This is a genomic window from Nocardia tengchongensis, assembly GCF_054781395.1.
Genome location: NZ_BAAGUM010000006.1, coordinates 2,395,319 through 2,420,850 on the forward strand (window position 1 = coordinate 2,395,319; position 25,532 = coordinate 2,420,850).

A 25,532-nucleotide genomic window follows, 5' to 3' on the forward strand; every position below is an offset into this window, starting at 1 on the left:
ACCGGTCGCGGTGGACTGTGCGTCTTCGGGTTGGCCTGGTTCGGAGGTCGTCCGGTCAGCGCGAGCCGTACTCAACGTTGTTCAATAGCGACGACGAGGCGTCGCCGCTGCGGTCGATATCGGGCCGCTTGTCCTGCGAGGCCGCCATTGTGATGACCAGGACCGCCGCCAGCCCGACCAGGGCCCCACCGACAGCACTCGCTGCACCAGGAACGGCAAACTTCATCGCGGTACTCCCAACATCGGACGCATGCGTAACGTGGGCCAACCTAGCAGGTTTTGCCCAGGGGATTGTCTGCCCCGCCGCTATTCGGGGACGGCGCAGTGCAGTCCGCCCAGGAAAGTGCGGAGTTTGGCGGTGGTTTCGCGGAGTTCGGTGGCGGGGTCGGAGGCCGCGACGATGCCGCCGCCGCCGTAGGCGCGCAGGGTGCGGGCGTCGGCGGCGAGTTCGGCGCAGCGGATGGCCACGAACCAGTCGCCGTCGCCGGCGGCGTCGCACCAGCCGACCGCGCCGCCGTAGAAGCCGCGGTCGCCCTCGAGGTCGGCGATGGCGTCCAGCGCCAGATCGGTGGGGGTGCCGCAGACCGCCGGGGTGGGGTGCAGCAGGACGGCCAGGTCGAGGGCGGTGGTGGCGGGGTCGCGGAGTTCGCCGCGGATGGGGGTGGCCAGATGCCAGACCTCGGGGGTGGCGAGCAGTTCGGGGCCGTCGGGGATGGACAGGCCGGTGCAGACGGGGCCCAGCAGCTCGCGGATCCAGTCGATGACGTAGGCGTGCTCGTCGCGATTCTTGGTGCTGGCCAGCAAATCCCGGGCTCGCTCGGCGTCGGCCGCGGGATCGGCGAGCCGGGGTGCGGTGCCGGCCAGCGGGTGCAGGGTCACGGTGCGGCCGTGCCGGGAGATCAGCGTTTCGGGCGTCGCGCCGAGCAGGGTCTCGCCCGGCCGGCCCGCCGGGGTCAGGTCGACGGCGTAGACGGCGGCGCGCGGATGCCCGGTCACCAGGTGGGCGGCGACCACCTCGGCATCGAGGGGGGCCTGCGCCTCGGCCAGCAGCGAGCGGGCCGCCACCACCTTGCGCAGCGGCTGCGCGGGATCGTTCAGCAGCTCGACCAGCTTGGTGACTCGCGCGACATGTTCTGCGGCACTCGGTATTTCGGAGACGATCCGCACCTCGGGCAGTTCCGGCAGCGCCGCCGGACGCCAGGCTCCGGCGGTGTGCAGGGCCTGTTCGGGCGCCACCAGTGCGGCGCGACGACGCGGATCGAAGGGCAGTGCGCCCACGATCAGGTCGGCGGTGCCGGATCGTAGCGCCGAGCTCGCGGCCGCCGCGGAATCGAAGGCGGCCCGGGTACCGGAGGTGCGGAGGACACCGTCCGGCGTCGCGAGCAGAAATCCGTCCATGATGGATCGACCATAGACCCGCGCCCGGGCGCCGAGCCTCGGAGAGCGACGCATCTCTCACCCGCCCGCACGGGTGGTGCGGGGTATCACACTGCGGCCCAGCAGCTTTCCCGCAAACGGTGCTCGGCCAGTGCCGTACGCGGTGCTCCGGCGGTATCGCAGCAGGCGTCCGGCCGGTGGCCCGAGCTCACCGACCGGCGGGTTTGGGTGCGGGTTCGCGGCCGGGCGGCACCATCAGCACCGGCCGGTGACAGTGCTTGAGCACGGCGTCGGCGACGCTGGAGTGCATCAGGGCGCGGATGCCGGTGGCCCCGCGGGTGCCGGCCACGATGATGTCCACATCGAGTTCGTCGGCGGTCTCGACGATGGCGTTCCAGATGGTGGTGGTGCACTCCACGGTGCGCGCCTCAGCGTTGAGACCGGCCAGTTTGGCGAGCCGCACACCTTCGGCATTGATATTCCGGGCGTCCACGAACGCGACGTCCTCTATTTCGTCGTCGGTCACCCACTCCGGCTGCATGACGCCGGACAGCCCCGACAGCCGCGCGGCCTGCCGCACCATCGGCTCCCACGCCGTCAGCACCACGGCTCTGTTCGCGGCCAGGAACCGTCCCGCGTATTCGACGGCCCGCCGGGCGTTCTCGGACCCGTCGTAAGTGATCAGCATCAAATCGCAGGGCATGACGAACCTCCTGGTAGGAACGCCTCTCCGTCCCCTGACAGTACCCCCGAAACCGCCCGTCGAGCCTGAACCAGGTGTTCGCGGCCGTCTCGATTCTGGACTGCGGCTTGATAGACCTCCGCCTTGGAGCGGGGGAGCGAACGGCTCGATAGACCTGCGCCTTGTCGGAGCGGAGGGAGGGAAGAATCGAGACCTCGGGGCCGCGAACCCGCCCCTAGCGAAGCGGAGGGCAATCAGACACAGTCGCAAGTTCTCCACAGTTTGCGAACGATTCACCCAAACCGGTGGTGCGGTGGGGGCTACGGGTTTTCACTGAAAACGTCGGCTCTCGCCGACGATCGACATCGCCGTCGTTGGAGCAGGGCCCGGACGAGGGGTGGATTGTGCGGTTGGACGAGCTGACGACCCCTCAGGAGTGGGCGCGTGTCTACCGCTCCCTGTTCGGTCTCCCCCACGTACACGTGACCACCCCGGGTTTCGTGGTGTTACCGCTCAACGACACCATCGCGGCCTTGAATACGCCGGAACCGTTGGGCGCCTTGATTCTTGACGAACTGGTCGGTCGTGGGCTGGCGGGTCCGGTGCTGGTGCGCGACAAGCCGCCGCGCCGCACCTTCCTCGCGGTCTTCGACGGCTATCCCTCCGACGAGTGCCTGGAACTGCTCGAGCGCAACAGCGTCGACATCGGCCCGCATCGCAGTAATGTCATTCTGCCCACCGGTTTCGGCCGCCACACCCACGAGGGCAGGTGGTGGGCGCGGGAGCCGCAGCGCGACGAATCCCTGCCGCTGCTCTCCGAGGTGGTCGCGGCCACTCGAGCGGTGCTGTGACCCCTGCGGCATGGATGTGATGATCGAGGCGGCCCACTTCGGCCATCATGAGGCCGATCCGCGTGCCCTGCTGTACTACGAGTGGTGTCAGCGCGTCGAATCCGGCTACGCGGTAGCCGATTTCGAGGAGGAAGTGCACGAACTGGCCCGCACCGACCGGCCGGTTCCGGCGGCCTGCTGGCGACTCCTGGACAAGATCGAACGCGCACCCCGGCTGGCGGACTGGCCGTACACCGAGTGGCGCGACGCACCGCGGCCCGGGAACACGGCTGCGAGCGAACAGGATTCGGCCATCCTGCCGGATCACGAACTGCTGGATCGTATCCACGGCGGCTGGCTGGGCCGCCGCATCGGCCGCACCACCGATCACGAGGTCGACTACGCCGTCCTGGGCCTGCACCTGCTCGAGCGCCGCGGTCTCGACTTCGACCCCGACGACGTCGCGGCCGAATGGCTCGAACGGCTGCCCTTCCTGCAGACCTATACCGCCGAACGCGTCGCCTACCGCAACCTCATCGACGGGTTCGCCCCGCCCGACACCGCCACCTACCGAAACCCCTACCGCGAGTGGATCGGTGCGCTCGCGCGCGCCGACATCCACGGCTACACCCACCCCGGCCGGCCCCGCCGCGCCGCCGCCGCAGCCGCCCGCGACGCCTCGATCTCGCACACCGGCAACGGTTCCTGGGCCGCCATGTGGGCCGCCGCGCTGATCGCGGCAGCGTTCACCGACCCGACGCCGGCCGCGGCGCTGGCCACGGCCGCCACGGTCATCCCGGCCCGTTCCCGCCTCGCCGTGGCCCTGTCCGAGGTCCTCGCCGACCGCGCCCGCGGTGACTCCTGGGAGCAGGCGGCGACCGCCATCCACACCCGCCACGCCCACTACAACCGGCTGCACGCCATCGGCAACTCCTGCCTCATCGCTGCCGGATTGCTCTGGGGCGAAGGCGATTTCACCCGAACCGTCGAGCTGGCAGCGCAAGGCGGAGGGGACGCCGACGCCAACGCCGCGATCGCGGGTTCGGTATCCGGCATCCGGGTCGGCGCGGCCGGGATCCGCGCCGCGCGGACCGCGCCGTTCCATCACGCCGTCGCGGGCGCTGAGGGCACCCGCATCCACGACTTCGCCAGTCGCACCGCGCGACTCGTGGGGTGAGGGGCCGCGCGGACCGGGATCGGGCCCGTGGCCTCGGGCTCGCCACCGCGCCCTCGTTGCGGGATCGGCCTCCCCCGAACGCAGCTCGCAGGGTGCCGCCATCGATGCCGGCTGGCCTGGTCCGGCGATGGCAGCGGGTGGGATCGCTGCGGCGCCAGGTTTTTCGTGGCCTGGAACGGCGCAGGCGGTGCCGATCCGTGGACCGGCACCGCCTGGCGGTTTTCGCGGGTTACCCGCGGTGACCTACCGCTCGACGATGGCGACGACGCCCTGGCCGCCCGCGGCACAGATGGAGACCAGCGCGCGGCCGCCACCCTTCTCGGCCAGCTGCTTGGCGGTCTGGGCGATGATGCGGCCGCCGGTCGCGGCGAACGGGTGGCCCGCGGCGAGCGAGGAGCCGTTCACGTTCAGCTTGGAACGGTCGATCTTGCCGAGCGCGCCGTCCAGGCCCAGGCGCTCCTTGCAGTACTGGTCCGACTCCCACGCCTGCAGGGTGGCGAGCACCACGGAGGCGAACGCCTCGTGGATCTCGTAGTAGTCGAAGTCCTGCAGGGTCAGGCCGTTGCGGGCCAGCATCCGCGGCACCGCGTAGGTGGGGGCCATGAGCAGGCCGTCGGGGCCGTGGATGTAGTCCACCGCGGCGACCTCGGAGTCCACCAGGTAGGCCAGCGGTGACAGGTTGCGCGAGGCCGCCCACTCCTCGGAGCCGAGCAGCACCGCGGACGCGCCGTCGGTGAGCGGGGTGGAGTTGCCGGCGGTCATGGTGGCGTCGCCCAGCTTGTTGCCGAAGACCGGCTTCAGGGTGGCGAGCTTCTCCAGGGTGGAGCCGGGACGCAGGTTGTCGTCGCGGGTCAGGCCCAGGAACGGGGTGATCAGGTCATCCATGAAGCCGCGGTCGTAGGCGGCGGCCATGTTCTTGTGCGACAGGTAGGCCAGCTCGTCCTGCGCTTCGCGGGAGATGCCGAATTCCTTGGCGGTGATGGCGGCGTGGTCACCCATGGACAGGCCGGTGCGCGGCTCGGCGTTGCGCGGGATCTCGATGCCGACCATGGACGGGCGCAGGCGGCCGACCAGCTTCACGTAGTCGGAGTTCTTCTTGGCGCGGTTGGCGTCGAGCATCCACTCGCGCATGCCCTCGCTGACGCCGATCGGCGCGTCGGAGGTGGTGTCGGTGCCGCCGCCGATACCGTTCTCGATGCGGCCGAGGGCGATGCCGTCGGCCACGGTGACGATCGACTGCAGGCCGGTGCCGCAGGCCAGCTGCAGGTCGTGGGCCGAGGTGTAGGGCGACAGGGTCGAGCCGAGCACGCTCTCGCGGATCATGCCGTGCTCACCGACGCGCTTGAGCACCGCGCCGCCGACGACCATGCCGAGGCGCTCGCCCTGCAGGCCGAAGCGGGAGACCAGGCCGTTCAGGGTGGCGGTGAACATGTCCTGGTTGGAGGCGTGGGCGTACTTGCCGTCGGAACGAGCGAACGGAATGCGGTTACCGCCGAGGATGGCGACCGGGCGCGCCTGCTTGGTGTTCTTGGCCGCGGCCTTCGCCGAACGGGCTTTGGTGGTCACACGAGTCTCCTGAGGGGTGACGTCAGTCGGTTTACATTAAACTTACTCTGGAGTAAGTTCATTGTCGACACCGTACCCCGCAGATGTGCGCAATGCCGCTCTTGAAGAATCCACCGTCCGCGGGCCTAGACAAGGAGAAGGTAGGAAACGTGGCTGCCAGCAAGAGCAAGGGCGCTCCCAACCTCTACGGATCTTTCGTTCACTCCGCCCCCGGCGCGTTCCTGGCTTCGAAGCTGGGCCTGCCGCAGCCGGAGACGCTGCGCCGCTACAAGGCGGGTGAGGCCGCCCTCCCCGGCCCCGTGCTGCTGGGCGGCAAGGGCCGCGTCGCCGACGCCGTGCGAAACCTGCTGGGTGACTACACCTTCGTGGACGCGGTCACCCCGGGCGTGAAGTTCGGCGCGCTCGTGTTCGACGCCACCGGCATCAAGACCATCGAAGAGCTGCAGCAGCTGTTCGAGTTCTTCCAGCCCGCCATGCGCAGCATCGCCGCGTCCGGCCGCGTGCTGGTCATCGGCACCACCCCGGAGCTGGCCGGTTCGGTCGACGGGCAGATCGCGCAGCGCGCGCTCGAGGGCTTCACCCGCTCGGTCGGCAAGGAACTGCTGCGCGGCGCCACCTCGAACCTGGTCTACCTGCACCCCGAGGCCGCCACCGCCGCAACGGGTCTGGAGTCCACCCTGCGCTTCGTGCTGTCGGGCAAGTCGGCCTTCGTCGACGGCCAGGTCTTCCGCGTCGGCAACGACGACGCCGTCGCCCCCGCCTCCTGGGACAAGCCGCTCGAGGGCAAGGTCGCCGTGGTCACCGGCGCCGCCCGCGGCATCGGCGCCACCATCGCCGAGGTCTTCGCCCGGGACGGCGCCACCGTGATCGTCGCCGACATCCCGGCCGCCGGTGAGGCGCTGTCGGAGACCGCCAACAAGGTCGGCGCGACCGCCCTGGCCCTGGACGTCACCGCCGCCGACGCCGCCGAGAAGCTGGCCGCCTTCGCCACCGAGCGCTTCGGCGGCATCGACATCGTGGTCCACAACGCCGGCATCACCCGCGACAAGCTGCTCGCCAACATGGACGAGGGTCGCTGGAACTCGGTCATCAACGTGAACCTGGCTGCGCCGCACCGGATCACCGAGGGACTGGTCGCCGCGGGCGCGCTGCGCGCCGGTGGCCGCGTCATCGACGTGTCCTCCATCGCGGGCATCGCGGGCAACCGCGGCCAGACCAACTACGGCGCGTCCAAGGCCGGTGTCATCGGCATGGTGAACGCCGAGGCCCCGAAGCTGGCCGAGAAGGGCATCACCATCAACGCGGTGGCCCCCGGCTTCATCGAGACCGCCATGACCGCCGCCATCCCGCTGGCCACCCGCGAGGGCGGCCGCCTGCTGTCCTCCCTGCTGCAGGGCGGTCAGACCGTGGACGTCGCCGAGACCATCGCCTACTTCGCCTCCCCGGCCTCGAACGCGGTGAACGGCAACATCGTTCGCGTCTGCGGCCAGGCCATGATCGGAGCATGATGTCGCAGACCATCACTCTGTCCGAGGTGCCGAAGAACGGCGGCCTGTTCGTCAAGGCCGCACTCGGCGCGCTGCCGGTGCCGGGACTCTCGGCCCGCAAGCCGACCCTGCCCGACCGCAGCGTCCGGCTCTCGGGCTTCCGGGTGAACCCGGATCACCTGGCCGCCTACTGCCGGGCCACCGGGCTGCGCTTCAGCGACTCGCTGCCGCTGACCTACCCGTTCGTGCTCAGCTTCCCGCTGGCCATGCAGCTGGTCGTCGCCCGCGACTTCCCGTTCGTGGCGGTCGGCGCGGTGCACGCGGAGAACGTCATCGAGCGCACCCGCGCCATCTCGGTGGCCGAGCCGCTGGACTTCGAGACCCACATCGAGAACCTGCGCGAGCACCCGAAGGGCCTGCTCGTGGACGCGATCACCGAGGTGAGCGTCGGCCGTGAACTGGTGTGGCGTCAGGTCACCACCTTCCTGCACCAGCAGCGCACCTCGCTGTCCGGCGGCCCCAAGCCCGAACCCAAGCCGGACGAGGTGCCGCCCGCGCCGCTGCGCACGCTGCGGGTCGATCAGAAGATGATCAGCCGCTACGCCGCCGCCTCGGGTGACCACAACCCGATCCACACCTCCGCCCTGGGCGCCAAGGCCTTCGGATTCCCGAAGCCCATCGCCCACGGCATGTGGTCGGCGGCCGCCATTCTCGGCGCGATCGAGGGCCGGATCCCCGAGCAGACCACGTACGCGGTGAAATTCGGCAAGCCGATCCTGCTGCCGTCCACCGTGAACGTGTACGCCGACCAGGCGTCCGGTGGGTGGGACTTGTCCTTGAAGAACCCGAAGAAGGGCTACCCGCACCTGACGGCTACGCTGCGCTGATCCTCGCAATACGGGGCGGTGTCAGCTCCGCCGGGTGAGGATGTGTTGAGCTCGGCACCCACGGACTCGGGCCGGACCGCGGATCGCGGTTCGCCCGAAGGGGGTGAGGAGCCGCACGCTGTTCGCTATCTCGGATGTCGCCACGCAGGGGTTTCTACATCCGAGACGGAACGGCGTGCGGCTCTTGCATTTCCGGGGCCGTGAGGGTCAGGGCGTCAGCAGCTGCAGTCGCAGCCGCCGCAATCACAGCAGTCGCAGTCACAGTCGCAGCAGTCACCGCAATCGCAGTCGCAGTCGCCGCAGCCGCAGTTCCCGCAGCCGTCGCAGCAGTTGATCCACGGCTCTTTGCGGCGGCCGCTGCACGGGCCGGTGTGCTCCGCGCAGCACGCGTACCCGGTGCAGTACTGGGTGCAGATGATCCCCAGCCCCTCGAGCAGGCTCGGCCGTTTGTCGGGGGACAGGCCCGGTCCGAGCGGATCCGGTCCCGGCTGCGGCGTGAAGGACGCGGCGGGGGAACGCCGGTGTGATCCGGCGTGATCGCCGCCTTCGAACAGACCCGGACGAGTCTCGGTCAGCGTGGTGACGGTCGATGCCGGTGACTTCTCCACGGCGTCTGCACGACAGGCACGCGTGCCGCACGCGTGGGCGACGCCCGCCGCCCGGCCCAGCCGGTTGACCACGCCGCCGAGCGGATCCAGCAGGATCCAGCGAACCGTCGCGGTGCGGTCCAGCGCGACCCGGGTGAGGGCGGCGCGCAGCAGCGAATTCGATTCGCGCACCAGGGCGTGCGCCTGCGCGGGCGTGGTGCCGGTGGCGAGCAGCGGGTTGAACTGGCCGGCGGCGCGGTCCGCGTCGAGGTCCTCGAGGGCGTCGGCGAGATGGGCGATGCGGCCGAAATGCCATCCCGCTTCCCGCAGTGCGCCCGCATTCTCGGGGCGATCGGCAAGGATCGCGGTGTGCGCGAACAGTTCCGCGGCGCAGAGCTGGGTCGGTTCGGTCAGCTCCGCGAGCGAGCTGCCGGGGGAATTCTCCAGCCGGAGCTGCGATTCGATGGCCGCGAGCAGGGGTTCGACATCGAGGCCGAGGGGTGCGGCGGCGGCGCGGGCCCCGGCGTGCCAGCGAGTGGAGACGCGGGTGAGCGGGCGCCGGGCCAGCCGGTGGGCGTCGCCGTCGTCGACGTGGTCGCGAATCTTGGCCGCGCCCAGCAGGAGTGAGGCGGTGGCGGCCAGCCGCACGCCCGGCGCGTCGGCGGCGACCACGTCGGCCCGCCGCATGCCACGCAGCGGGCAGGGGCCCGCGGCGGTGCGGTCGGACGGCTGGGATTGCTGTGCCTCGGTGAGGATTTCGAGCACGATGGCATCGGTGTTGGTGGCCGCGCGGGCCAGCTGGCCGTGCCCGTCACGCAGGCCCAGGCACAGGCCGCACATATGGGCCTGCCACGCGGAGGGATCGATACCGTGCCGTGCCGCACTGTGCGCGCACGGCTTCAACAGCCCGAACACGATGTCCCCGTTCCCCGGCCGGAAGGGCCGTCCTGCAACACGATCGCTGCGAACTGTCGCAGGTGATCGCGGGGACGGCAAGTCTCAGGCGGGTTCGGCCTTCTTCTTGTTGCCGGACAGGCCGCGCCAGGCCAGATCGTCGAGCAGGTCGACGGCCACGTCCATGTCGATCTGCCCGCTGGCGACCCGGTCCGCGATGGCCTCGCCGGCGCCGATCACGGCTACCGACACCACCTCGAAGTTGGTGCCCGGCTCGGCGTACTTGGCGCTGGACTCCAGCAGTTTGGCGGTGAGCTCGATGACCCGGTCGCGACTGTTGGCGATCTCCGAGGCGAACGGCTGCTGGCCGAGCGCCTGCCGGTAGAGCACCTGCCAGGACAGCCGGTTCTGGTCCACGTAGGCGAGGAACGCCTCCAGGCCCGCGCGCAGCTGCTCGTGCGGGGTGAGCTTGGGATTGCCCGCCACCGCGACCGCTTCGATGAATCGCGCGCTCTCGCGCAGGATGCAGGCGCGGAAGAGTTCGTCCTTGGAGCCGTAGTAGAGGTACAGCATCGGCTTGGAGATCTTCGCCTCGGCGGCGATCGCATCCATCGAGGTGTCGTGATATCCCTTGCGCGAGAAGACCTCCACGGCGGCGTCGAGCATCTGCTGCTCGCGCACCGCGCGAGGAAGCCGTTTCGTTCCGCCTGCCATTCACTCTCCTCGGACCGGACAGTCGGCGCGCATAGCGAGCGCCGAAGTCCTTATCTTACTCCATGGTAAGTTCCGCCAGTGTGAATTGCCGGTGATTCGCCAGCCCGTAGCGGCGGCGTCGAGCCGAGACTCAGCAGTGCGGCGCGGAGCCCTTGAACTTTGCCATGCGCAGTACCGAGGCATCCACCTGGGATCCCGGTAAGCGGCCACTGTCCACCGCGGCCACCAGCCGGTCCAGCACCTTCGGCACCGCGTCCGTGGTGATCCACAGGGCATTGTCGGCCCCCGCGATCAGGGCGGCCTCCACCGCGTCCTCGATGCTCATCCGATTGGTGATCGCGGCCATGCCGCCCAGATCATCGGTGAAGATGACGCCGTCGAAGGGTGCTGCGCCGTAACCGGTGCCCTGGCGCAGTAGCGCCATCGCCTGCGGGCTGATGCTGGCCGGCACATTCGGCGTGGTCAGTCCGGGCACATCCAGGTGCCCGACCATCACCGCGGCACCCGAATCCACCAGGCCGCGGTACGGCACCAGGTCCTTGGTCTGCAGCTGATCCAGCGGCGGCGTGCGCACCGCGCCGGTGTGCGAGTCGCCCGAACCCGAGCCGTGACCCGGGAAATGCTTGATCACGCTGCCCAGCCCGGCCTCCTTCATCGCCCGGATCTGCGCGCCCGCGTACTGCGTCACCACGTCCGGATCGTCGGAGAAGGAGCGGTCGCCGATCACCGAATCGTCGGGCTGGCTGCTCACGTCCACATCGGGTGCGAAATCCACCGTCACGCCCAGCGCCTTCAGCTTCTTCGCACGGTCCAGGCTGAAGGTGTAGAACTCGTCCGGGCTCATGGTCTGGGCGATCACCCGGGCCGAGGGCGCGACCCCGATCAGGTCCTTGGCCCGCGAGACCCGGCCGCCCTCCTCGTCGATGGTCACCATCAGCGGGATCCGCGACGCCTGCTGCGCCCCATCCACCTGATGCTGCGCCAGCATGGCCTTGTCGGTCCAGCTGCCGATGAAGATGCCGCCGATCTGCTCGGTCTTCACCACGTTCTCGGCGTCGGCCTCACCGGTGACACCCACGGTCAGCAGCTGTGCCAGCTTCTGCCGCAGTGTGAACTGGGAGAGGTAGCCGGCCGCGCAGTCCTGCGGTTTCGGCGTCGTCGACGGCGGTGCGTCGACGGTGGTGCTGCTCGGCGCTGCGCTGCTGCTCGGCGCCGCGTCAGTGGAGTCCTTACCGCCCGAACAGGCGGTCAGGGCGAGGGCAGTTACCGCGACTACGATCCCCGGTGCAAGGCGCATGTCTTCGACGGTAGCTGCTCCGCCTCCCCGAATATTTGGCGGGCGGCCGCGAGCCGGGTGCCGGATTCGCACATGTGCCGGCGGCTGGGTGCCGAACCGATTCCGGACGTACCCGACGAGTTACCGCGAAACTCGCGAAATCGGTTGCCGCCTTTCGTATCCCACTACTGCTTCGGCAACTCGTGATGCCCGCCGAAGGCCTGCCGCATGGCCGAGAGCGTCTTGTCCGCGTAGAGGGACTCACCGCGGGAGGCGAAGCGCTGGAACAGGGCCGCGGACAGCACCGGCGCGGGCACGCCCTCGTCGATGGCGGCGTCCACGGTCCAGCGGCCCTCACCCGAGTCCGAGACGCGGCCGCCGAAGGAATCGAGATTCGGGTCGGCGAACAGTTCGGCGGCGGTGAGGTCGAGCAGCCACGACGCGACCACCGAGCCGCGCCGCCACACCTCGGTCACCTCGGGGATGTCGATGTCGTAGCGGTAGTACTCGGGGTGTTCGAGCGGGGACACCTCGGCGGAATGCTCGCCGTCCTGCTCAGTGCCGATGTTCGCCCGGTGCAGGATGTTGAGGCCCTCGGCGTAGGCGGCCATCGCGCCGTATTCGATCCCGTTGTGCACCATCTTCACGAAATGCCCCGCGCCGGCGGGGCCGCAGTGCAGGTAGCCCTGCTCGGCCTCGGAGGGTGCGCCGGTGCGCCCGGGGGTGCGCGGCGCGGCGTCGACCCCGGGAGCGATGGACTTCAGCAGCGGATCCAGGTGCGCGACCGCGTCCGGTTCTCCGCCGATCATCAGGCAGAAGCCCCGGTCCAGGCCGAACACGCCGCCCGAGGTGCCGATGTCCACGTAGTGAATCCCTTTGGGCCGCAGCGCCTCCGCGCGTGCGATGTCCTCGTGGTAGCGGCTGTTGCCGCCGTCGATGATGATGTCGCCGGGTTCCAGCAGGTCGGCCACGCTGTCGATGACCGCGCCGGTGGCCCCGGCGGGAATCATCACCCACACCACCCGGGGGGCGTCGAGCATGGCCACGAATTCGGGGAGTTCGGTGCTGCCCTGAAAACTGTCGCCGAGTTCGGCGGCGAGTTCGTCGATGTGCTCGGTGCGGCGTTCGTAGCCGACCGCGGTGTGCCCGTCGCGCACGATCCGGCGCACGATGTTCGCGCCCATCCGACCCAGCCCGATCATCCCTAGCTGCATGCCTATACCGCCTCTCCGCGCCTTCAGCGGGCGGCCGGGAGCCGTTCACTGCGGGCAACCCGTGCCGGCGGCTGAGAGCCGGACCGATTCTGGTCGTACCCGGTGAGTTACCCGCATCTCACGAGATCAGGTGTCGCTTTCGCACCTATGACGATAGCTCTCCGGGATGAATTTTCGGGTTCGTGGAACAGGTGTGTAACGCCCGGGAACCGGTGTCGATACACGGGGTGGCTCCGTGCTGTTGCCAGACCCCCGACCCGGCAACCGCACGGAGCTCTTTGCGTCCCCAGCCCGGTGGCAACGCCTCCCCGGTATCGTTGCGGCAGGTTTGCTGAAATCTGGGGAGATAGCTCGTGACCGGTGGAATCGCACGCGTACGTCAATTTCTGACCTCGAAGACGGGTCGTCGAGCCGGGATCGCCGCGGGTGTGCTGGTAGCCGCCGCGGGCGTGGGATATCTGGTTGATCTGTCACTGTCGTCCGGGCAACTGCCGCGCGGGACACAGGTTGCCGGCATCGATGTCGGAGGCCAGGACCGGGCCGCCGCGCGGGCGCGGCTGGAGCCCGTGCTCGATCAGCGGGTGGCGCAGCCGCTCACGGTCCGCACCGGCGACACGACCACGACTGTGACGCCACGCACAGCCGGCATCGGGGTGGATTGGGACGGCACCTGGGAGCGGGTGGGTGGTCAGCCGGTCAATCCGTTCACCCGGTTGGCGTCGTTCTTCACCACCCGGCGCGTGGAGCCCGCCGCCACCGTCGACACCGCGGCCATGGACCGGCAACTGGAAGCCCTGCGCGCCAACGATCGGCGACCGGTCGAGGGCGGTATCGCCTTCGAGGGCGCGAAGCCCGTCGCCGTCCGCCCGGTGCCCGGACTCACGCTCGATGCCGCGGCCGCCCGCACCGTCCTCACCGAAAACTGGTCCGACGGTTCGACACTGGAACTGCCCATGGTGCAGACCCCCGCGAAGGTGAACGCCGACAGCGTCAACCGCACCCTGCAACTGGTCGCGGAACCGGCGGTGCGCGCCCCGATCACCTTCACCGGGCAGGGCGGCGACGCCACGGTGGAGCCGGAGCAGATCGCGAGCGCCCTCTCCTTTCATCCGGACGGCCAAGGCGGACTGGCCCTTTCGATCAACCACGACGCCCTGATCGCGGTACTGGCCCCGCAGTTGCAGGCCACCGAGACCCAGCCGCAGGACGCGAGCTTCGACCTGACCGGAACCCGCGCGAGCGTGCGGCCCGCCGTCGCCGGACTCCTGGTCGACTGGGAAAAGACCCTGGAAGGCCTTCCCGCCGTGCTGACTTCGCCCGGCATGCGGGTCGAGCCGGTGGCCTACAAAGAGGTTCAGCCCAAGCTGAGCACCGAGGACGCGGGCAAGCTGGGTATCACCGAGGTGGTCGGGTCCTTCACCACCGGCGGCTTCAGCGGACCGTCCGGGGTGAACATCGGCGTGGTCGCGCGCAAGGTGAACGGCGCGCTGGTGCGGCCCGGAGAGACGTTCTCGCTCAACGGCTTCACCGGCACCCGCGGCCTCGCCGAGGGCTACGTCGAATCCGGCATCATCAACAACGGTCGCCCGGCCAACGCCGTCGGCGGCGGCATCTCGCAGTTCGCGACCACCCTCTACAACGCCGCCTATTTCGCGGGCCTGGAGGACGCGGGGCACACCGAGCACAGCTACTACATCTCCCGCTACCCGGCCGCCCGCGAGGCCACGGTCTTCGACGGGGCGATCGACCTGAAGTTCCGCAACAACACGCCCTACGGCGTGGTCATCGACGCCTCCGCCGACAACTCGAACGTAACGGTCCGGATGTGGAGCACCAAGACCGTCGAGGTCGAATCGATCACCGGGGACCGCTCCAAATACACCGACCCCCAGACGATCACGCTCCCCGCGGGCAGGGACTGCGTCCCGTCCAGCGGCGGCACCGGCTTCACCGCCTCCGACACCCGCGTCATCCGTGATGCCAAGTCGGGCAAGGAGATCTCGCGCAACACCCGCACCGTGAAATACGACCCGATCCCGGTCGTACGGTGCCAGTGATTCCGACATAGCAAAGGGGCCCGGGTGAATCACCCGGGCCCCTTCGGTCATTCAGCTATCAGAAGGCAGCTTCGTCGAGCTCCATGATGTCGTTGTCCAGGTTGGACAGGACGGTGCGGACCGAGGTCAGCTCCGGCAGCACGTTGCGGGCGAAGAACTGCGCGGTGGCGATCTTGCCCTGGTAGAAGGGCTCGTTCGAACCGTTGTCGAGGGCGTTGATGGCGATCTCGGCCTGGGCCAGCAGCAGCCAGCCGATGATCAGGTCGCCGACGGCCAGCAGGAAGCGGACCGAACCCAGGCCGACCTTGTAGAGCTCCTTCGGGTCCTGCTGGGCGCCCATCAGGTGCCCGGTCAGGGTGGCGGCCATGCCCTGCACGTCCTCGAGGGCGGTGGCGAGCAGCTTGCGCTCGGCCTTCAGGCGGCCGTTGCCACCCTCGCGCTCGATGAACTTCTGGATCTGGCCGGCCACGTGGGCCAGCGCCACACCGCGGTCGCGGGCGATCTTGCGGAAGAAGAAGTCCTGCGCCTGGATGGCGGTGGTGCCCTCGTACAGCGAGTCGATCTTGGCGTCGCGGATGTACTGCTCGATCGGGTAGTCCTGCAGGAAGCCGGAGCCACCGAAGGTCTGCAGCGAGTCGGTCAGGTACTGGTAGGCGCGCTCGGAGCCGACACCCTTGACGATCGGCAGCAGCAGGTCGTTGACGCGGAACGCGGTGTCCTTGTCGGCGCCCGAAACCAGCTCGGCCACATCGGCGTTCTGGTGCGCGGCGGTGTACAGGTACACGGCGCGCAGGCCCTCGGCGTACGCCTTCTGCATGGCCAGCGAACGACGCACGTCCGGGTGGTGGGTGATGGTGACGCGCGGGGCGGCCTTGTCGGTCATCTGGGTCAGGTCGGCGCCCTGGACGCGGGTCTTGGCGTAGTCCAGCGCGTTCAGGTAACCGGTCGACAGGGTGGCGATGGCCTTGGTGCCCACCATCATTCGAGCGTTCTCGATGACGTCGAACATCTGCGCGATGCCGTTGTGGACCTCGCCGACCAGCCAGCCCTTGGCGGGCACGCCGTGGCCGCCGAAGGTGACCTCACAGGTGGCCGAGACCTTGATGCCCATCTTGTGCTCGACGTTGGTGACGAACACGCCGTTGCGCTCACCGAGGGTGTCGGTGTCGAAGTCGAAGTGGAACTTGGGCACGTAGAACAGCGACAGACCCTTGGTGCCCGGGCCGGCGCCCTCGGGGCGGGCCAGCACCAGGTGCATGATGTTCTCGAACAGGTCGTCGGAGTCGCCCGAGGTAATGAAGCGCTTGACGCCCTCGATGTGCCAGGTGCCGTCTTCCTGCTGGACCGCCTTGGTGCGGCCGGCGCCGACGTCGGAGCCCGCGTCGGGCTCGGTCAGCACCATGGTGGCGCCCCAGTTGCGGTCGGCGATCTTCTGCGCCCACTGCTTCTGCTCATCGGTGCCGTTGTTGTAGAAGACCTGCGCGAAACCCGCACCGGCGGCGTACATCTGAGCGGCCGGGTTGGCGCCGAGCACCATCTCGCCCAGGGCCCAGCCGACGACGGACGGGGCGCCGAGGCCACCGAGCTCCTCGCGGACCGGAACCTTGGACCAGCCGCCGTCCTCGAGGGCACGGTAGGACTTCTTGAAGGATTCGGGGAGGGTGACCGTGTGGGTGTCGGGGTTGAACACCGGCGGGTTGCGGTCGGCATCGGCGAAGGACTCGGCCAGCGGGCCCTCGGCCAGGCGACGGACCTCGCTCAGCATTTCCTTGACGGTGTCGGCGTCGAGGTCGCCGTAGGCGCCCGCGTCGAGCAGCTGCTGAATGCCCAGGAACTCGAAGAGGTTGAACTCGAGATCGCGAACGTTGCTCTTGTAGTGACCCATGGTCGTACTCACTCTCCATTGAGATGGGTGCGGTTCGGTGTGTGCCGTTCCCGCCCGTAAGGTCTCCACCGGGTAGACACCGTAAAGCAGCGCTACTAGCGGGTAACTTATGCGCCATGTTACCGACCGGTAGGGGGCCCGCCAACCCGATCGAGGTCGAATGTGACCGAAAGCACGCGGGTTGTCGGCCGGATGGGCAACCCCCGCGCACACTCTCCGGTGTGCCGCGCCGAACCGGCCCGCGACCGTGATTACGGTGCGTGCATGCGGATCGAGACGAGTGCCGGACCGGCGGAGGTGGAGATCGACCGGCGGGGCCGGAACAAGCCCGGATTCCTGCTGGTGCTCACCCACGGCTCCGGCGGCGGGGTCGATGCGAAAGATTTGCTGGCCGTACGGGATTCGGGCGTCGCGATGGGTGGAGCGGTGGCGCTTGTGACCCAGCCGTACCGCGTCGCGGGCCGCCGCGCCCCCGGCAAGGCGGACGTGCAGGATGCGGCCTGGCTGGAAATCATTGCGGCCCTGCGGAAGAAGGTGCGCGGCGTACCCGTGATCCAGGGCGGGCGCAGCAATGGCGCGCGCGTGGCGTGCCGGACCGCCCGCGAAGCCGGGGCCCGCGGTGTGGTCGCGCTGTCGTTTCCCCTGCATCCGCCGGGTAAGCCGGAGAAATCACGCCGCGACGAACTGCTCGCCGCCGGCGATATCGAGGTCGTCGTGGTCAACGGCGCGCGCGATCCCTTCGGCATTCCGGACGCCGCCGACGCGACCGAGGTGCATGTCATTGCGGGACAGGCGCATTCGTATCGCGCGGGCTTCGAGGAGATCGTCGCGACGTTCGAGCCGTGGCTGGAGCGCTGGTCCACTCAGTAATGATCCAGCGCCGGGGGCTGGGGAACCTCGAGAGCGAGCGGCTCCTCCGGGGCGTCCAGGGGCGGCCGGGTGGCGACCACCAGGGCATCGATGGCGTCGCGGTCCTCGGTCGGGCGGTGCACCCGATCCGCGATGCGAACGCGGATGTTCGGTTCGGCGGGGGCCAGATCGGCCAGGATGTCGGCAGGGGTGAAGGTCAGGGCCGGATCCTGTTCGCCGCCATAGCCTTCGGCGAGATTGAGGGTGTCGTTGCCGATGACCAGCAGGGTGCCCTCGGGGGAGAGCATCTCGGTGGCGCGCAGCAGCAGCGCGCGGCGTTCCGCGGCGGGCAGGTGCAGGAAGGCGACCAGGATCAGTTCGTACGGGCCGGTGATGCCCGCGCGGTCCAGGGCGGTGACGTCGGCGTGGACCCAGTGGATGCGGCCCCGCACCGAGCGGGACAGCCGGGCGGCGACGGTGCGGCCCTTGTCGATGCCGGTCTGGGAGAAGTCGACCGCGTCCACCTGCCAGCCGTGGGTGGCCAGCCACAGCGTGTTGCGGCCCTCACCGCAGCCCAGGTCCAGCACCCGCGGCAGCTCCGGCCGCGCCTCGCCGATCCCGAACCCGCCGACCGGCACCCGGCGTTCCAGCCCGAAGACCTGCTCGACCACGGTGTCGTTGGGCGGCGCGCCCCACACCAGTTCGGTGGCGGCGTAGTGCTCGTCCCATGCGGCGGCGTCCATGGGGACGAGTCTAGAAGTCGGCGCAGACGAAGTCGGCCGCGAACGCTGTGCGTTCGCGGCCGGCTGTCTCGAGCTCGTTCTCAGAGCGTGGTGTGCATGAGCAGCACGTTGTACTGGGTGTGCACCGTCGTGAGGAAGTACAGGTCACGCCCGGTCTGGTACGGGAAGATGTAGGGCGCGTAGGCCGTCGGGAGTTCGCGGGTGTCGATGAGCACCGACGGCGGGCTCCACGGGCCTTCCGGGCTGGGCGAGGTGTACATGACCACCGAGTTCCACGGGTCGGTGGTGAGCATGATGTATTGGCCCAGGTAGTCGTTCCACTGCACCGACATCTCGGAGACGCCGCCGCCGACGACGGGCTGGGCGGCATTGACGTCCTTCTGCCAACGGCCGCCGTCCCAGTACTCGTAGGCGCCCAGATCGGTCGCCGCTCCCTCGGGGACGCGGGCCACGTAGGCCGGGTGATTGCGCCCGGAGTCGGTGCCGAAGTCGTAGAGGAAGCCGCCGCGCTTGACGAAGGCGTTCATCTGGAAGTTGGAGTTGCCGCCGTCGTCGGGGCGGCGGGTGGCCGGCAGTTCGGCCCAGTTCTCACCGTTGTCGTTCGAGACGGCGAGACTGGAGTAGTTGGTGGTCCACTGACCGACGTCGTCCCAGCTCTTCACCGACATCAGGCTCATGATCTGGGTGCCGCCGACCGAGATGGCGGCGGTCGGGATGCGGCTGATCTCGATGAACGGAATCTTGGGGCTGGGGATCAGGTCCCGGGCCTGCCCGAAGATGTCGCGCACCACCGAGTCGAAGTAGATGCCGTTGGCGGGGTCCTGGGTGTGCGAGCGCACCAGGATGTTGGAGCGCCACGCCCAGGTGCTGCCGACCAGCAGGTTCGGCAGGCCCAGTCCGGCGGTGTCACCGAACGCGGTGAGCATCTCACCGTTGCCGTTGTCCCACATGATGCCCAGGTCGGTGCCGAGCACGTTGTAGGCCTGGGTGTTGTTGGGGCTCGCCATACCGGTGACCTGGAAGACCGCCTTGGTACGGCCCGGTAGCTGTGGCAGACCATTGGTGCCGTTGAGCACCGGGATCGGGTTGATGGCGTTGGGGTTGGCTGCGGCCGGTGATGTCATCGCCAGGAGCAAGGCCGTGGCACCGGCCACAGCGGACAGCAGCAGCGGGGCGGTCTTGGTCAATTGCGTTGCGTCCTCCGGGTCTCGCCGAATAATGCGCGGACCAAACGGTATGTGACAGGCCGCACAATGCGTTCGACTCGTTGGCAAAGTGTGAAAATGCTAACAGTGATACCGGGTCGTTCGAGTTTGCACGCCAGTGTGTTTGCCGAAAATTGGCTTACTTGGCATTCCTATCACGCCCGAGGGCCTGTCGAACGATAAGAGGCAGCTGCGTCGCGCGTTCAATTGAAAGAGTTCGCCGCGCCGATGTTTGCCAAGTGCGGTCGAAAAGCTTCTTGGCGGCGGCCACCGCGTGCGGTGAGCGGGCGGTGATCCGGTCGGCCAGTTGCTCGGCGGCGGCGCGCGGGTCCGCGGACACCGCGGTGACGAGCCCGATCCGCTCGGCGTAGGCGGCGTCCACCGGGTCGGCGGTCATGGTCAGCAGCAGCGCCTGATCGATGCCGATCAACCGGGACAGGGTGGCCGCGCCGGTCATGTCCGGGATCAGCCCGTGCTTGGCCTCCATCACCGAGAACTCCGAATCCGGTGTGACGAACCGGAAATCGGCGGCCAGCGCGAGCTGCAGTCCGCCGCCGTAGCACCGGCCGTGGACCACGGCGATCACCGGCTGCGGCAGCCGCCGCCACGCCCAGCACGCCTCCTGGAAGGTGTTGGTGCCGCGCCACGGCAGCGGGACGAAGTTGCGCACCACGTCCAGCGGATTGCCCATCGCCTTGGCGACGTCCAGGCCGGAGCTGAAACTCGGCCCGTTGCCGGAGAGGATGACCGTGCGGACGTCGGAGCGCTTGCCGATCACGCCCGCCACCCGCACCAGCTCGTTCAGCATGTCGATGGTCAGGCCGTTGTGCTTGTCCGGCCGGTCCAGGGCCACATGCGCCCGATCGCCGTCGATGGTGAGGGAAACGTTGTGGCTCACGGTCATTCCTTATCCGAGTCGGTCCAGGAGCAGGCGGGCGCAGCCGGCCGGATCGTCGGAGAAGGGCGTGTGGCCGCTGCCGTGCAGGGTGAGGTGCCGCGCACCGGGCAGCAGCGCGCGGGCGCGGCGGGCCTGGGTGGCGTACGTGAGCAGAATGTCACGGTTGCCCCACGCGATGGTGACCGGGACATCGGCCAGCGCGCTCGGGTCGGGCAGCCGGAAGTCGGTGAACGAGGCCAGCGCGGCGTCGAAGCCCGTCGCGTCGAGCAGGCCGTCCGCGGTGTCCATGGCCATCCGGGTGTCGAGCAGCCACGGCTTGCCGAACACCAGGCCGAGGGCGGACCGGCCGGCGGTGGTGCCGAGCACGGTGGGCAGGGTCGGGCGCAGCGCGGTGAGCAGTTGTTTGGCCCGGCCCAGCGCCTGCTGGCACCAGATCCGGCCGGGCGTGTCCCAGTATCCGATGGGGGAGAAGGCGGTGGCCGACCGGGCCAGGCCGCGCGCGGCCAGTTCCAGGACGATGCCGCCGCCCATGGAATTGCCCGCCAGGTGCGGATTCTCGATGCGCTCGGCGGCGAGGAAATCGGCGAGGGCGTCGGCGAGGGTGGTGACCGTGGTGGTGGGCAGCGGCGCGCTGCCGCCGAAGCCGGGCAGGTCCACGGCGATCACGTCGAAGGATTCGGCCAGGGCGCCGATGATCGGCTCCCACACCTCCCAGCGGCTGCCGACGCCGTGCACCAGGACGAGCGGGTCGCCGCTGCCGGTGCGGTGATGGTTCAACGTGGTCATCTGTCACTCCCCAGGCGCCGATTGTGGAGCTCACCCTACAGTTGTTGACGTGTCGCCAACAGGGTGGAAATGGCAGCTCCGGCGGTACGATAAAAGGTATGGCAACCCGGAAAGTGACCCTGTCGCTGGACGAGGCCGCCTGGTCATACGCCCAGGATGCCGCCGCCCGCGCGGGCATGTCGCCGTCGGCGTGGATCTCCCGCGCCGCCCGCCGCGAAGCCGTGCGCCTGGGATGCGGCCCGGCATCGGACCCGGTCGAACTCGCAGCGGCCGACGAGGCGGAACTGCTGGCCGCCGAGAAGGAGCTGCGTGCGCAGGGGTGAACTCTGGGTCTACCACCCGCACGGCACCACCCGAACCCGCACCATCGTTCTCATCTCCAGCGACGGCATCAACGAGTCGCCGCGTCCCTGGCTGATCGCCGCCGAAGTCGAGGCGGCCGACCCGCAGGACATTCTCGCCGTGCCGATTCCCGGTCACGGCTGGGTGCACGCCGGCAATCTGGGCCGCATCTATCGCGGCTGGCTGGCCGAGCGCATCGCGGAGCTGGACAGCGAGACCGCCGAGCGAATCGACACAGCGCTGCGCGCCGCCATGGATCTGTGAGAGGGTGCCAGCGGTATTTCTCCCAACGAATCATGAGAGTCGAGGCACCGGTGCGTATCTCCCTGTTGGCCGCCGCGCTTGTCGCGCTTCCCCTGCTGGCCGCCTGTGGCGGCGGGGACGACAAGCCTGCCGACGTAAGTCAGGCGGACGTCTCCAAGGCGCTGCAGGACGGTGGCCTCAAGGACGCCGCGCTCGCCGACTGCGCCGCGAAGATCTATGTGGGTCAGGGCATTTCGCAGGCCGGTCTGCGCGTCATGATCAAGAACGACGCCAAGTCGGCGGCCGCCACCGATCCGGAGTCGCTGGGCATGAGCAAGGAGGACGCGGAGAAGGCGCGCGCGGCCACCAGCAAGATCGTGACCGACTGCCTCAAGCAGCAGTAGCGCGCTTCCCCGGGGCGGTCGCGACCGCCAGGGGCCTTGGCGGCGTACGGTTTCCGCGCTCCCCTTGTTAACTCTCGGGTGCCGGTGTGTGATTTCTGAATCGACCGGGATCGACCCGGTATCCGGGAGGGATCACACATCATGCGGAAATCCGTCGTCGTGGTGGCGCTGCTCGCGCTGCCCCTACTGTCCGCCGCCTGCAACAACGACCAGACGGCGGCCACGCCCACCCCCTCGGCCGCGCCGACCTCGGCCGCGCCGATCAGCGGGTCGGGGCTGCCCAGCCTGTCGCCGGGCGTGACCATTCCCGGACTCACCCCGGGCGCCACCACGCCGGGCGGCGCGGTCGGCGCCCTGACCGCCGCCGAGATCTCGAAAGCCTTGCAGGACAAGGGCAAACTCAACCAGCAGACCGCGGACTGCGTGGCCGGGATCTACCTGCAGGAAGGCCTGTCGGACAGCGGTATCCAGAAGATCATCGAGAGCGCCAACGGCACCAACCCCACCAAGGTCAGCCTCGGCACCGACGATCTCCTCAAGGCGGGCAAGGCCGGCAAGCGGATCGCCACCGAGTGCGTCAAATAGAGCGCTGACATGCAGAAAGCCCCGCCCGGATCGGGCGGGGCTTTCTGATGGAGCCGGTGACGGGAATCGAACCCGCAATTCGACCTTGGGAAGGTAGCGTGTTGCCACTACACCACACCGGCGCGGTCTTGCTTGCGCACGCGACTCTATCAGACCACTTCTCGGCCGGTGCAAATTCGTGGGCCGCGCCCGATCCCGCCCGTGTCGCCGCCGACTCGCCGAAGATCGCCGAGCTCTTTCGCCGAAGCACCGAGTTCCGCGCACCGGCGGTCATACACTGGCCCGCAGGGTCGAAAACCCGTCCACCACTGGAAGTTTGGATGCGCTGAACGATAGCTGGCGCTGGTTCGGTGCGTCCTGCTCGGCGGTCGAGGAGGACGTATGACCGCGGTGCCCGCTCGTGAGGTTCCCGAGCTAGAACCCGTGCGGCCATTTCCACGCCGGACGAACCCGCAGGGCTCGTACCTATGGAAGGCCATCACCACCACCGATCCCAAAATGCTCGGGAACATGTATTTGTTCACAGCCATGGCGTTCTTCCTGATCGGCGGCCTGATGGCGCTGCTGATGCGCACGGAACTGGCCCGGCCCGGCATGCAGTTCCTGTCGCCGGAGCAGTTCAATCAGCTGTTCACCATGCACGGCACGATCATGCTGCTGTTCTACGCGACCCCGATCGTGTTCGGATTCGCCAATGCGGTGCTGCCGCTCCAGATCGGCGCCCCGGACGTCGCGTTCCCGCGGCTGAACGCGCTGAGTTACTGGCTGTACCTGTTCGGGGCCACCATGGCCACGGCCGGATTCATCACCCCGGGCGGCGCGGCCGACTTCGGCTGGACCGCCTACACCCCGCTCAGCCTCGCCGAACACGCGCCGGGCATGGGCGCGGACCTGTGGATCATGGGCGTGGCGGTGTCGGGCGTCGGCACCATTCTGGGCGGCGTCAATATGGTCACCACGGTCATCTGCCTGCGCTGCCCGGGCATGACCATGTGGCGCATGCCCATCTTCACCTGGAACATCCTGGTCACCAGTGTGCTTGTGCTGCTGGCGTTTCCGATTCTCACCGCGGCGCTGATGGGCCTGGAGTTCGACCGGCACCTGGGCGGTCACGTCTTCGACTCGTCCTCCGGCGGGGTCATCCTGTATCAGCACCTGTTCTGGTACTTCGGGCATCCCGAGGTGTACATCGTGGCGCTGCCGTTCTTCGGCATCGTGACCGAGATCTTCCCGGTCTTCAGTCGCAAGCCGCTGTTCGGTTACACCACCCTGGTGTACGCGACCCTGGCCATCGGCGCGCTGTCGATCGCGGTGTGGGCGCACCACATGTACGCGACGGGATCGGTGCTGCTGCCGTTCTTCTCGTTCATGACGTTCCTGATCGCGGTCCCGACGGGGGTGAAGTTCTTCAACTGGATCGGCACCATGTGGCGCGGGCAGTTGACCTTCGAGACGCCCATGCTGTTCTCGGTCGGGTTCCTGGTGACCTTCCTGTTCGGCGGGCTGTCGGGCGTCATCCTGGCCTCGCCGCCGCTGGACTTCCACGTGTCGGACTCGTATTTCGTTGTGGCGCACTTCCATTACGTGCTGTTCGGGACGATCGTGTTCGCCACCTTCGCGGGCATCTACTTCTGGTTCCCCAAGATGACCGGGCGCATGCTCGACGAGCGGCTCGGCAAGCTGCATTTCTGGACCACGTTCCTCGGTTTCCACACCACGTTCCTGGTGCAGCACTGGCTCGGAAACCAGGGCATGCCGCGCCGCTACGCGGACTATCTGCCGAGCGACGGATTCACCACGCTGAATACCATTTCCACCATCGGCTCGTTCATTCTCGGATTCTCGATGATCACGTTCGTCTGGAACGTCTTCAAATCCTTCCGCTACGGCGAACTCGCGACCGTGGACGATCCCTGGGGCTCCGGCAATTCCCTGGAATGGGCCACCACCTGCCCGCCGCCGCGGCACAACTTCTACGAGCTGCCCCGCATCCGCTCCGAACGCCCGGCCTTCGAGCTGCACTACCCGCACATGGTTCCGCGCATGCGCGCCGAGGCTCACGCCACCTGGGGAGTGCGCAAGCCGAAGCAGGTCACCGAGGCCGGGCCAGTCGACTCGCCGACCGACCATTGACATACGCTCTTGCCCGTGCTGCTTAGTGATCGGGACATCCGCAAGGAAATCGCCAATGGGCGTCTCGGGGTCGAGCCGTTCGACGAGAAGCTGGTGCAGCCGTCCAGCATCGATGTCCGGCTGGACAGTTTGTTCCGGGTGTTCAACAACACCCGATACACCCATATCGACCCGGCCCAGCGGCAGGACGAGCTGACCTCGCTGGTCGAGCCCGCCGCCGGCGAGCCGTTCGTGCTGCATCCGGGCGAGTTCGTGCTCGGCTCCACGCTCGAGGTGTGCTCGCTGCCCGACGATCTGGCCGGACGGCTGGAGGGCAAGTCCAGCCTGGGCCGCCTCGGTCTGCTGACCCACTCGACCGCCGGGTTCATCGATCCGGGGTTCAGCGGTCACATCACGCTGGAGCTGTCCAATGTGGCCAACCTCCCGATCACGCTGTGGCCGGGTATGAAGATCGGCCAGCTGTGCCTGATCCGGCTCACCAGTCCGGCCGAGCACCCGTACGGCAGCGCGAACGTGGGCTCCAAATATCAGGGGCAGCGTGGGCCGACACCGTCGAAGGCGTACCTGAATTTCGCCACCCCGCAGTAGGCCGGGAAAGCGCGCGAGAGTGAGTTGCGCTACCCGGTAGTGGTTTCGGCCGGGCGTCCGGCGGAAATCGGCCGCTGCCTGGACAGTTGACTGTCATGGAATGGCGCTATTACGCCGTCCGGT

Annotated in this window: 25 protein-coding genes and 1 tRNA gene; 12 read left to right on the top strand and 14 right to left on the bottom strand. The window is 68.7% G+C overall.

Features of this window, described 5'->3' with window-relative positions; translation table 11 throughout:
• Window positions 1-55: 55 nt before the first annotated feature.
• The 3 genes from ACYVKL_RS22070 to ACYVKL_RS22080 form a co-directional block, all read right to left on the bottom strand.
• On the bottom strand, window positions 56-226 hold the full coding sequence (locus ACYVKL_RS22070) for a DUF2613 domain-containing protein (protein WP_071812209.1): 171 nt from the start codon (window positions 224-226) through the stop codon (window positions 56-58).
• Between the two features lie 80 nt (window positions 227-306).
• Complete coding sequence (locus tag ACYVKL_RS22075) at window positions 307-1,398, bottom strand: isochorismate synthase (RefSeq protein ID WP_379165566.1); 1,092 nt, start codon at window positions 1,396-1,398, stop codon at window positions 307-309.
• Between the two features lie 187 nt (window positions 1,399-1,585).
• Complete coding sequence (locus tag ACYVKL_RS22080; RefSeq protein WP_379165567.1) at window positions 1,586-2,080, bottom strand: universal stress protein; 495 nt, start codon at window positions 2,078-2,080, stop codon at window positions 1,586-1,588.
• Window positions 2,081-2,469: 389 nt separating this feature from the next.
• Here ACYVKL_RS22080 and ACYVKL_RS22085 point away from each other — a divergent pair, with 389 nt between their 5' ends.
• A complete protein-coding gene (locus ACYVKL_RS22085) occupies window positions 2,470-2,910 on the top strand; it encodes a hypothetical protein (RefSeq protein WP_379165568.1) in 441 nt (146 codons plus the stop codon).
• A gap of 10 nt (window positions 2,911-2,920) precedes the next feature.
• Window positions 2,921-4,066 carry an ADP-ribosylglycohydrolase family protein gene (locus ACYVKL_RS22090; protein WP_379165569.1) on the top strand — a complete coding sequence of 382 codons (1,146 nt, stop codon included), beginning with the start codon at window positions 2,921-2,923 and terminating at the stop codon, window positions 4,064-4,066.
• Window positions 4,067-4,309: 243 nt separating this feature from the next.
• Here ACYVKL_RS22090 and ACYVKL_RS22095 read toward each other — a convergent pair whose 3' ends face one another.
• On the bottom strand, window positions 4,310-5,632 hold the full coding sequence (locus ACYVKL_RS22095; protein WP_213558483.1) for an acetyl-CoA C-acetyltransferase: 1,323 nt from the start codon (window positions 5,630-5,632) through the stop codon (window positions 4,310-4,312).
• Window positions 5,633-5,781: 149 nt separating this feature from the next.
• Here ACYVKL_RS22095 and ACYVKL_RS22100 point away from each other — a divergent pair, with 149 nt between their 5' ends.
• Window positions 5,782-7,140 carry a 3-oxoacyl-ACP reductase gene (locus ACYVKL_RS22100; protein ID WP_379165570.1) on the top strand — a complete coding sequence of 453 codons (1,359 nt, stop codon included), beginning with the start codon at window positions 5,782-5,784 and terminating at the stop codon, window positions 7,138-7,140.
• On the top strand, window positions 7,140-8,006 hold the full coding sequence (locus tag ACYVKL_RS22105; protein ID WP_379165825.1) for a MaoC family dehydratase: 867 nt from the start codon (window positions 7,140-7,142) through the stop codon (window positions 8,004-8,006). The genes ACYVKL_RS22100 and ACYVKL_RS22105 overlap by 1 nt, the downstream gene beginning before the upstream one ends.
• Before the next feature lie 215 nt (window positions 8,007-8,221).
• On the opposite strand, the gene ACYVKL_RS22110 is transcribed toward ACYVKL_RS22105, so the two are convergent.
• The 4 genes from ACYVKL_RS22110 to gnd all read right to left on the bottom strand — a co-directional run bounded on the left by ACYVKL_RS22110 (window position 8,222) and on the right by gnd (window position 12,691).
• On the bottom strand, window positions 8,222-9,508 hold the full coding sequence (locus ACYVKL_RS22110) for a DUF5685 family protein (RefSeq protein WP_379165571.1): 1,287 nt from the start codon (window positions 9,506-9,508) through the stop codon (window positions 8,222-8,224).
• 84 nt (window positions 9,509-9,592) lie between these two features.
• Window positions 9,593-10,201: a TetR/AcrR family transcriptional regulator gene (locus ACYVKL_RS22115; RefSeq protein ID WP_357189285.1), complete on the bottom strand. Its 609-nt coding sequence runs from the start codon at window positions 10,199-10,201 to the stop codon at window positions 9,593-9,595.
• A gap of 130 nt (window positions 10,202-10,331) precedes the next feature.
• Window positions 10,332-11,498, bottom strand: a complete 1,167-nt coding sequence (locus tag ACYVKL_RS22120) for a glycoside hydrolase family 3 N-terminal domain-containing protein (protein ID WP_379165572.1) — start codon at window positions 11,496-11,498, stop codon at window positions 10,332-10,334.
• Between the two features lie 164 nt (window positions 11,499-11,662).
• Entirely contained in the window at window positions 11,663-12,691 is a 1,029-nt protein-coding gene (gene gnd / locus ACYVKL_RS22125; RefSeq protein ID WP_379165574.1) for a phosphogluconate dehydrogenase (NAD(+)-dependent, decarboxylating), read from the bottom strand.
• Window positions 12,692-13,044: 353 nt separating this feature from the next.
• Here gnd and ACYVKL_RS22130 point away from each other — a divergent pair, with 353 nt between their 5' ends.
• On the top strand, window positions 13,045-14,748 hold the full coding sequence (locus ACYVKL_RS22130) for a VanW family protein (protein ID WP_379165575.1): 1,704 nt from the start codon (window positions 13,045-13,047) through the stop codon (window positions 14,746-14,748).
• Window positions 14,749-14,806: 58 nt separating this feature from the next.
• On the opposite strand, the gene ACYVKL_RS22135 is transcribed toward ACYVKL_RS22130, so the two are convergent.
• The gene (locus ACYVKL_RS22135) at window positions 14,807-16,633 is read right to left on the bottom strand and encodes an acyl-CoA dehydrogenase (protein WP_379165826.1); all 1,827 of its coding nucleotides are present in this window, start codon (window positions 16,631-16,633) and stop codon (window positions 14,807-14,809) included.
• Window positions 16,634-16,897: 264 nt separating this feature from the next.
• On the opposite strand from ACYVKL_RS22135, the gene ACYVKL_RS22140 reads away from it, so the two are divergent.
• Complete coding sequence (locus ACYVKL_RS22140; RefSeq protein WP_379165577.1) at window positions 16,898-17,503, top strand: alpha/beta hydrolase family protein; 606 nt, start codon at window positions 16,898-16,900, stop codon at window positions 17,501-17,503.
• Here ACYVKL_RS22140 and ACYVKL_RS22145 read toward each other — a convergent pair.
• The 4 genes from ACYVKL_RS22145 to ACYVKL_RS22160 all read right to left on the bottom strand — a co-directional run bounded on the left by ACYVKL_RS22145 (window position 17,497) and on the right by ACYVKL_RS22160 (window position 21,114).
• Window positions 17,497-18,225: a class I SAM-dependent methyltransferase gene (locus ACYVKL_RS22145; RefSeq protein ID WP_379165578.1), complete on the bottom strand. Its 729-nt coding sequence runs from the start codon at window positions 18,223-18,225 to the stop codon at window positions 17,497-17,499. The genes ACYVKL_RS22140 and ACYVKL_RS22145 overlap by 7 nt on opposite strands.
• 80 nt (window positions 18,226-18,305) lie before the next feature.
• Window positions 18,306-19,412: a DUF4185 domain-containing protein gene (locus ACYVKL_RS22150; protein ID WP_379165579.1), complete on the bottom strand. Its 1,107-nt coding sequence runs from the start codon at window positions 19,410-19,412 to the stop codon at window positions 18,306-18,308.
• Between the two features lie 157 nt (window positions 19,413-19,569).
• The gene (locus ACYVKL_RS22155; protein WP_379165581.1) at window positions 19,570-20,334 is read right to left on the bottom strand and encodes a crotonase/enoyl-CoA hydratase family protein; all 765 of its coding nucleotides are present in this window, start codon (window positions 20,332-20,334) and stop codon (window positions 19,570-19,572) included.
• Window positions 20,335-20,337: 3 nt separating this feature from the next.
• Window positions 20,338-21,114 (bottom strand): alpha/beta fold hydrolase, encoded by a 777-nt coding sequence (locus ACYVKL_RS22160; RefSeq protein ID WP_379165582.1) that lies wholly within the window; start codon window positions 21,112-21,114, stop codon window positions 20,338-20,340.
• A gap of 98 nt (window positions 21,115-21,212) precedes the next feature.
• On the opposite strand from ACYVKL_RS22160, the gene ACYVKL_RS22165 reads away from it, so the two are divergent.
• The 4 genes from ACYVKL_RS22165 (at window position 21,213) to ACYVKL_RS22180 (ending at window position 22,688) form a co-directional block, all read left to right on the top strand.
• A complete protein-coding gene (locus ACYVKL_RS22165; RefSeq protein ID WP_357189266.1) occupies window positions 21,213-21,437 on the top strand; it encodes a hypothetical protein in 225 nt (74 codons plus the stop codon).
• Window positions 21,424-21,720, top strand: a complete 297-nt coding sequence (locus ACYVKL_RS22170) for a hypothetical protein (RefSeq protein ID WP_213558472.1) — start codon at window positions 21,424-21,426, stop codon at window positions 21,718-21,720. Before ACYVKL_RS22165 ends, ACYVKL_RS22170 begins: the two co-directional genes overlap by 14 nt.
• Before the next feature lie 32 nt (window positions 21,721-21,752).
• Window positions 21,753-22,103, top strand: coding sequence for a hypothetical protein (locus ACYVKL_RS22175; RefSeq protein ID WP_246598213.1), 351 nt, complete (start codon window positions 21,753-21,755; stop codon window positions 22,101-22,103).
• A 141-nt stretch (window positions 22,104-22,244) separates the two neighbouring features.
• Entirely contained in the window at window positions 22,245-22,688 is a 444-nt protein-coding gene (locus tag ACYVKL_RS22180; RefSeq protein WP_379165583.1) for a hypothetical protein, read from the top strand.
• A gap of 48 nt (window positions 22,689-22,736) precedes the next feature.
• On the opposite strand, the gene ACYVKL_RS22185 is transcribed toward ACYVKL_RS22180, so the two are convergent.
• Window positions 22,737-22,810, bottom strand: a tRNA-Gly gene (locus ACYVKL_RS22185).
• Window positions 22,811-23,069: 259 nt separating this feature from the next.
• On the opposite strand from ACYVKL_RS22185, the gene ctaD reads away from it, so the two are divergent.
• Window positions 23,070-24,821, top strand: coding sequence for an aa3-type cytochrome oxidase subunit I (ctaD, locus tag ACYVKL_RS22190; protein ID WP_213558470.1), 1,752 nt, complete (start codon window positions 23,070-23,072; stop codon window positions 24,819-24,821).
• 15 nt (window positions 24,822-24,836) lie between these two features.
• The gene (gene dcd, locus ACYVKL_RS22195) at window positions 24,837-25,409 is read left to right on the top strand and encodes a dCTP deaminase (RefSeq protein ID WP_357189261.1); all 573 of its coding nucleotides are present in this window, start codon (window positions 24,837-24,839) and stop codon (window positions 25,407-25,409) included.
• The last annotated feature ends 123 nt before the right edge of the window (window positions 25,410-25,532 follow it).

Coding starts and splice junctions, on each gene's coding strand:
- ACYVKL_RS22070 (WP_071812209.1), bottom strand. CDS start 226: ATGAAGTTTGCCGTTCCTGGTGCAGCGAGTGCTGTCGGTGGGGCCCTG.
- ACYVKL_RS22075 (WP_379165566.1), bottom strand. CDS start 1,398: ATGGACGGATTTCTGCTCGCGACGCCGGACGGTGTCCTCCGCACCTCC.
- ACYVKL_RS22080 (WP_379165567.1), bottom strand. CDS start 2,080: ATGCCCTGCGATTTGATGCTGATCACTTACGACGGGTCCGAGAACGCC.
- ACYVKL_RS22090 (WP_379165569.1), top strand. CDS start 2,921: ATGGATGTGATGATCGAGGCGGCCCACTTCGGCCATCATGAGGCCGAT.
- ACYVKL_RS22105 (WP_379165825.1), top strand. CDS start 7,140: ATGTCGCAGACCATCACTCTGTCCGAGGTGCCGAAGAACGGCGGCCTG.
- ACYVKL_RS22115 (WP_357189285.1), bottom strand. CDS start 10,201: ATGGCAGGCGGAACGAAACGGCTTCCTCGCGCGGTGCGCGAGCAGCAG.
- ACYVKL_RS22120 (WP_379165572.1), bottom strand. CDS start 11,498: ATGCGCCTTGCACCGGGGATCGTAGTCGCGGTAACTGCCCTCGCCCTG.
- gnd (WP_379165574.1), bottom strand. CDS start 12,691: ATGCAGCTAGGGATGATCGGGCTGGGTCGGATGGGCGCGAACATCGTG.
- ACYVKL_RS22135 (WP_379165826.1), bottom strand. CDS start 16,633: ATGGGTCACTACAAGAGCAACGTTCGCGATCTCGAGTTCAACCTCTTC.
- ACYVKL_RS22140 (WP_379165577.1), top strand. CDS start 16,898: ATGCGGATCGAGACGAGTGCCGGACCGGCGGAGGTGGAGATCGACCGG.
- ACYVKL_RS22145 (WP_379165578.1), bottom strand. CDS start 18,225: ATGGACGCCGCCGCATGGGACGAGCACTACGCCGCCACCGAACTGGTG.
- ACYVKL_RS22155 (WP_379165581.1), bottom strand. CDS start 20,334: ATGACCGTGAGCCACAACGTTTCCCTCACCATCGACGGCGATCGGGCG.
- ACYVKL_RS22160 (WP_379165582.1), bottom strand. CDS start 21,114: ATGACCACGTTGAACCATCACCGCACCGGCAGCGGCGACCCGCTCGTC.
- ACYVKL_RS22165 (WP_357189266.1), top strand. CDS start 21,213: ATGGCAACCCGGAAAGTGACCCTGTCGCTGGACGAGGCCGCCTGGTCA.
- ACYVKL_RS22175 (WP_246598213.1), top strand. CDS start 21,753: ATGAGAGTCGAGGCACCGGTGCGTATCTCCCTGTTGGCCGCCGCGCTT.
- ACYVKL_RS22180 (WP_379165583.1), top strand. CDS start 22,245: ATGCGGAAATCCGTCGTCGTGGTGGCGCTGCTCGCGCTGCCCCTACTG.
- ctaD (WP_213558470.1), top strand. CDS start 23,070: ATGACCGCGGTGCCCGCTCGTGAGGTTCCCGAGCTAGAACCCGTGCGG.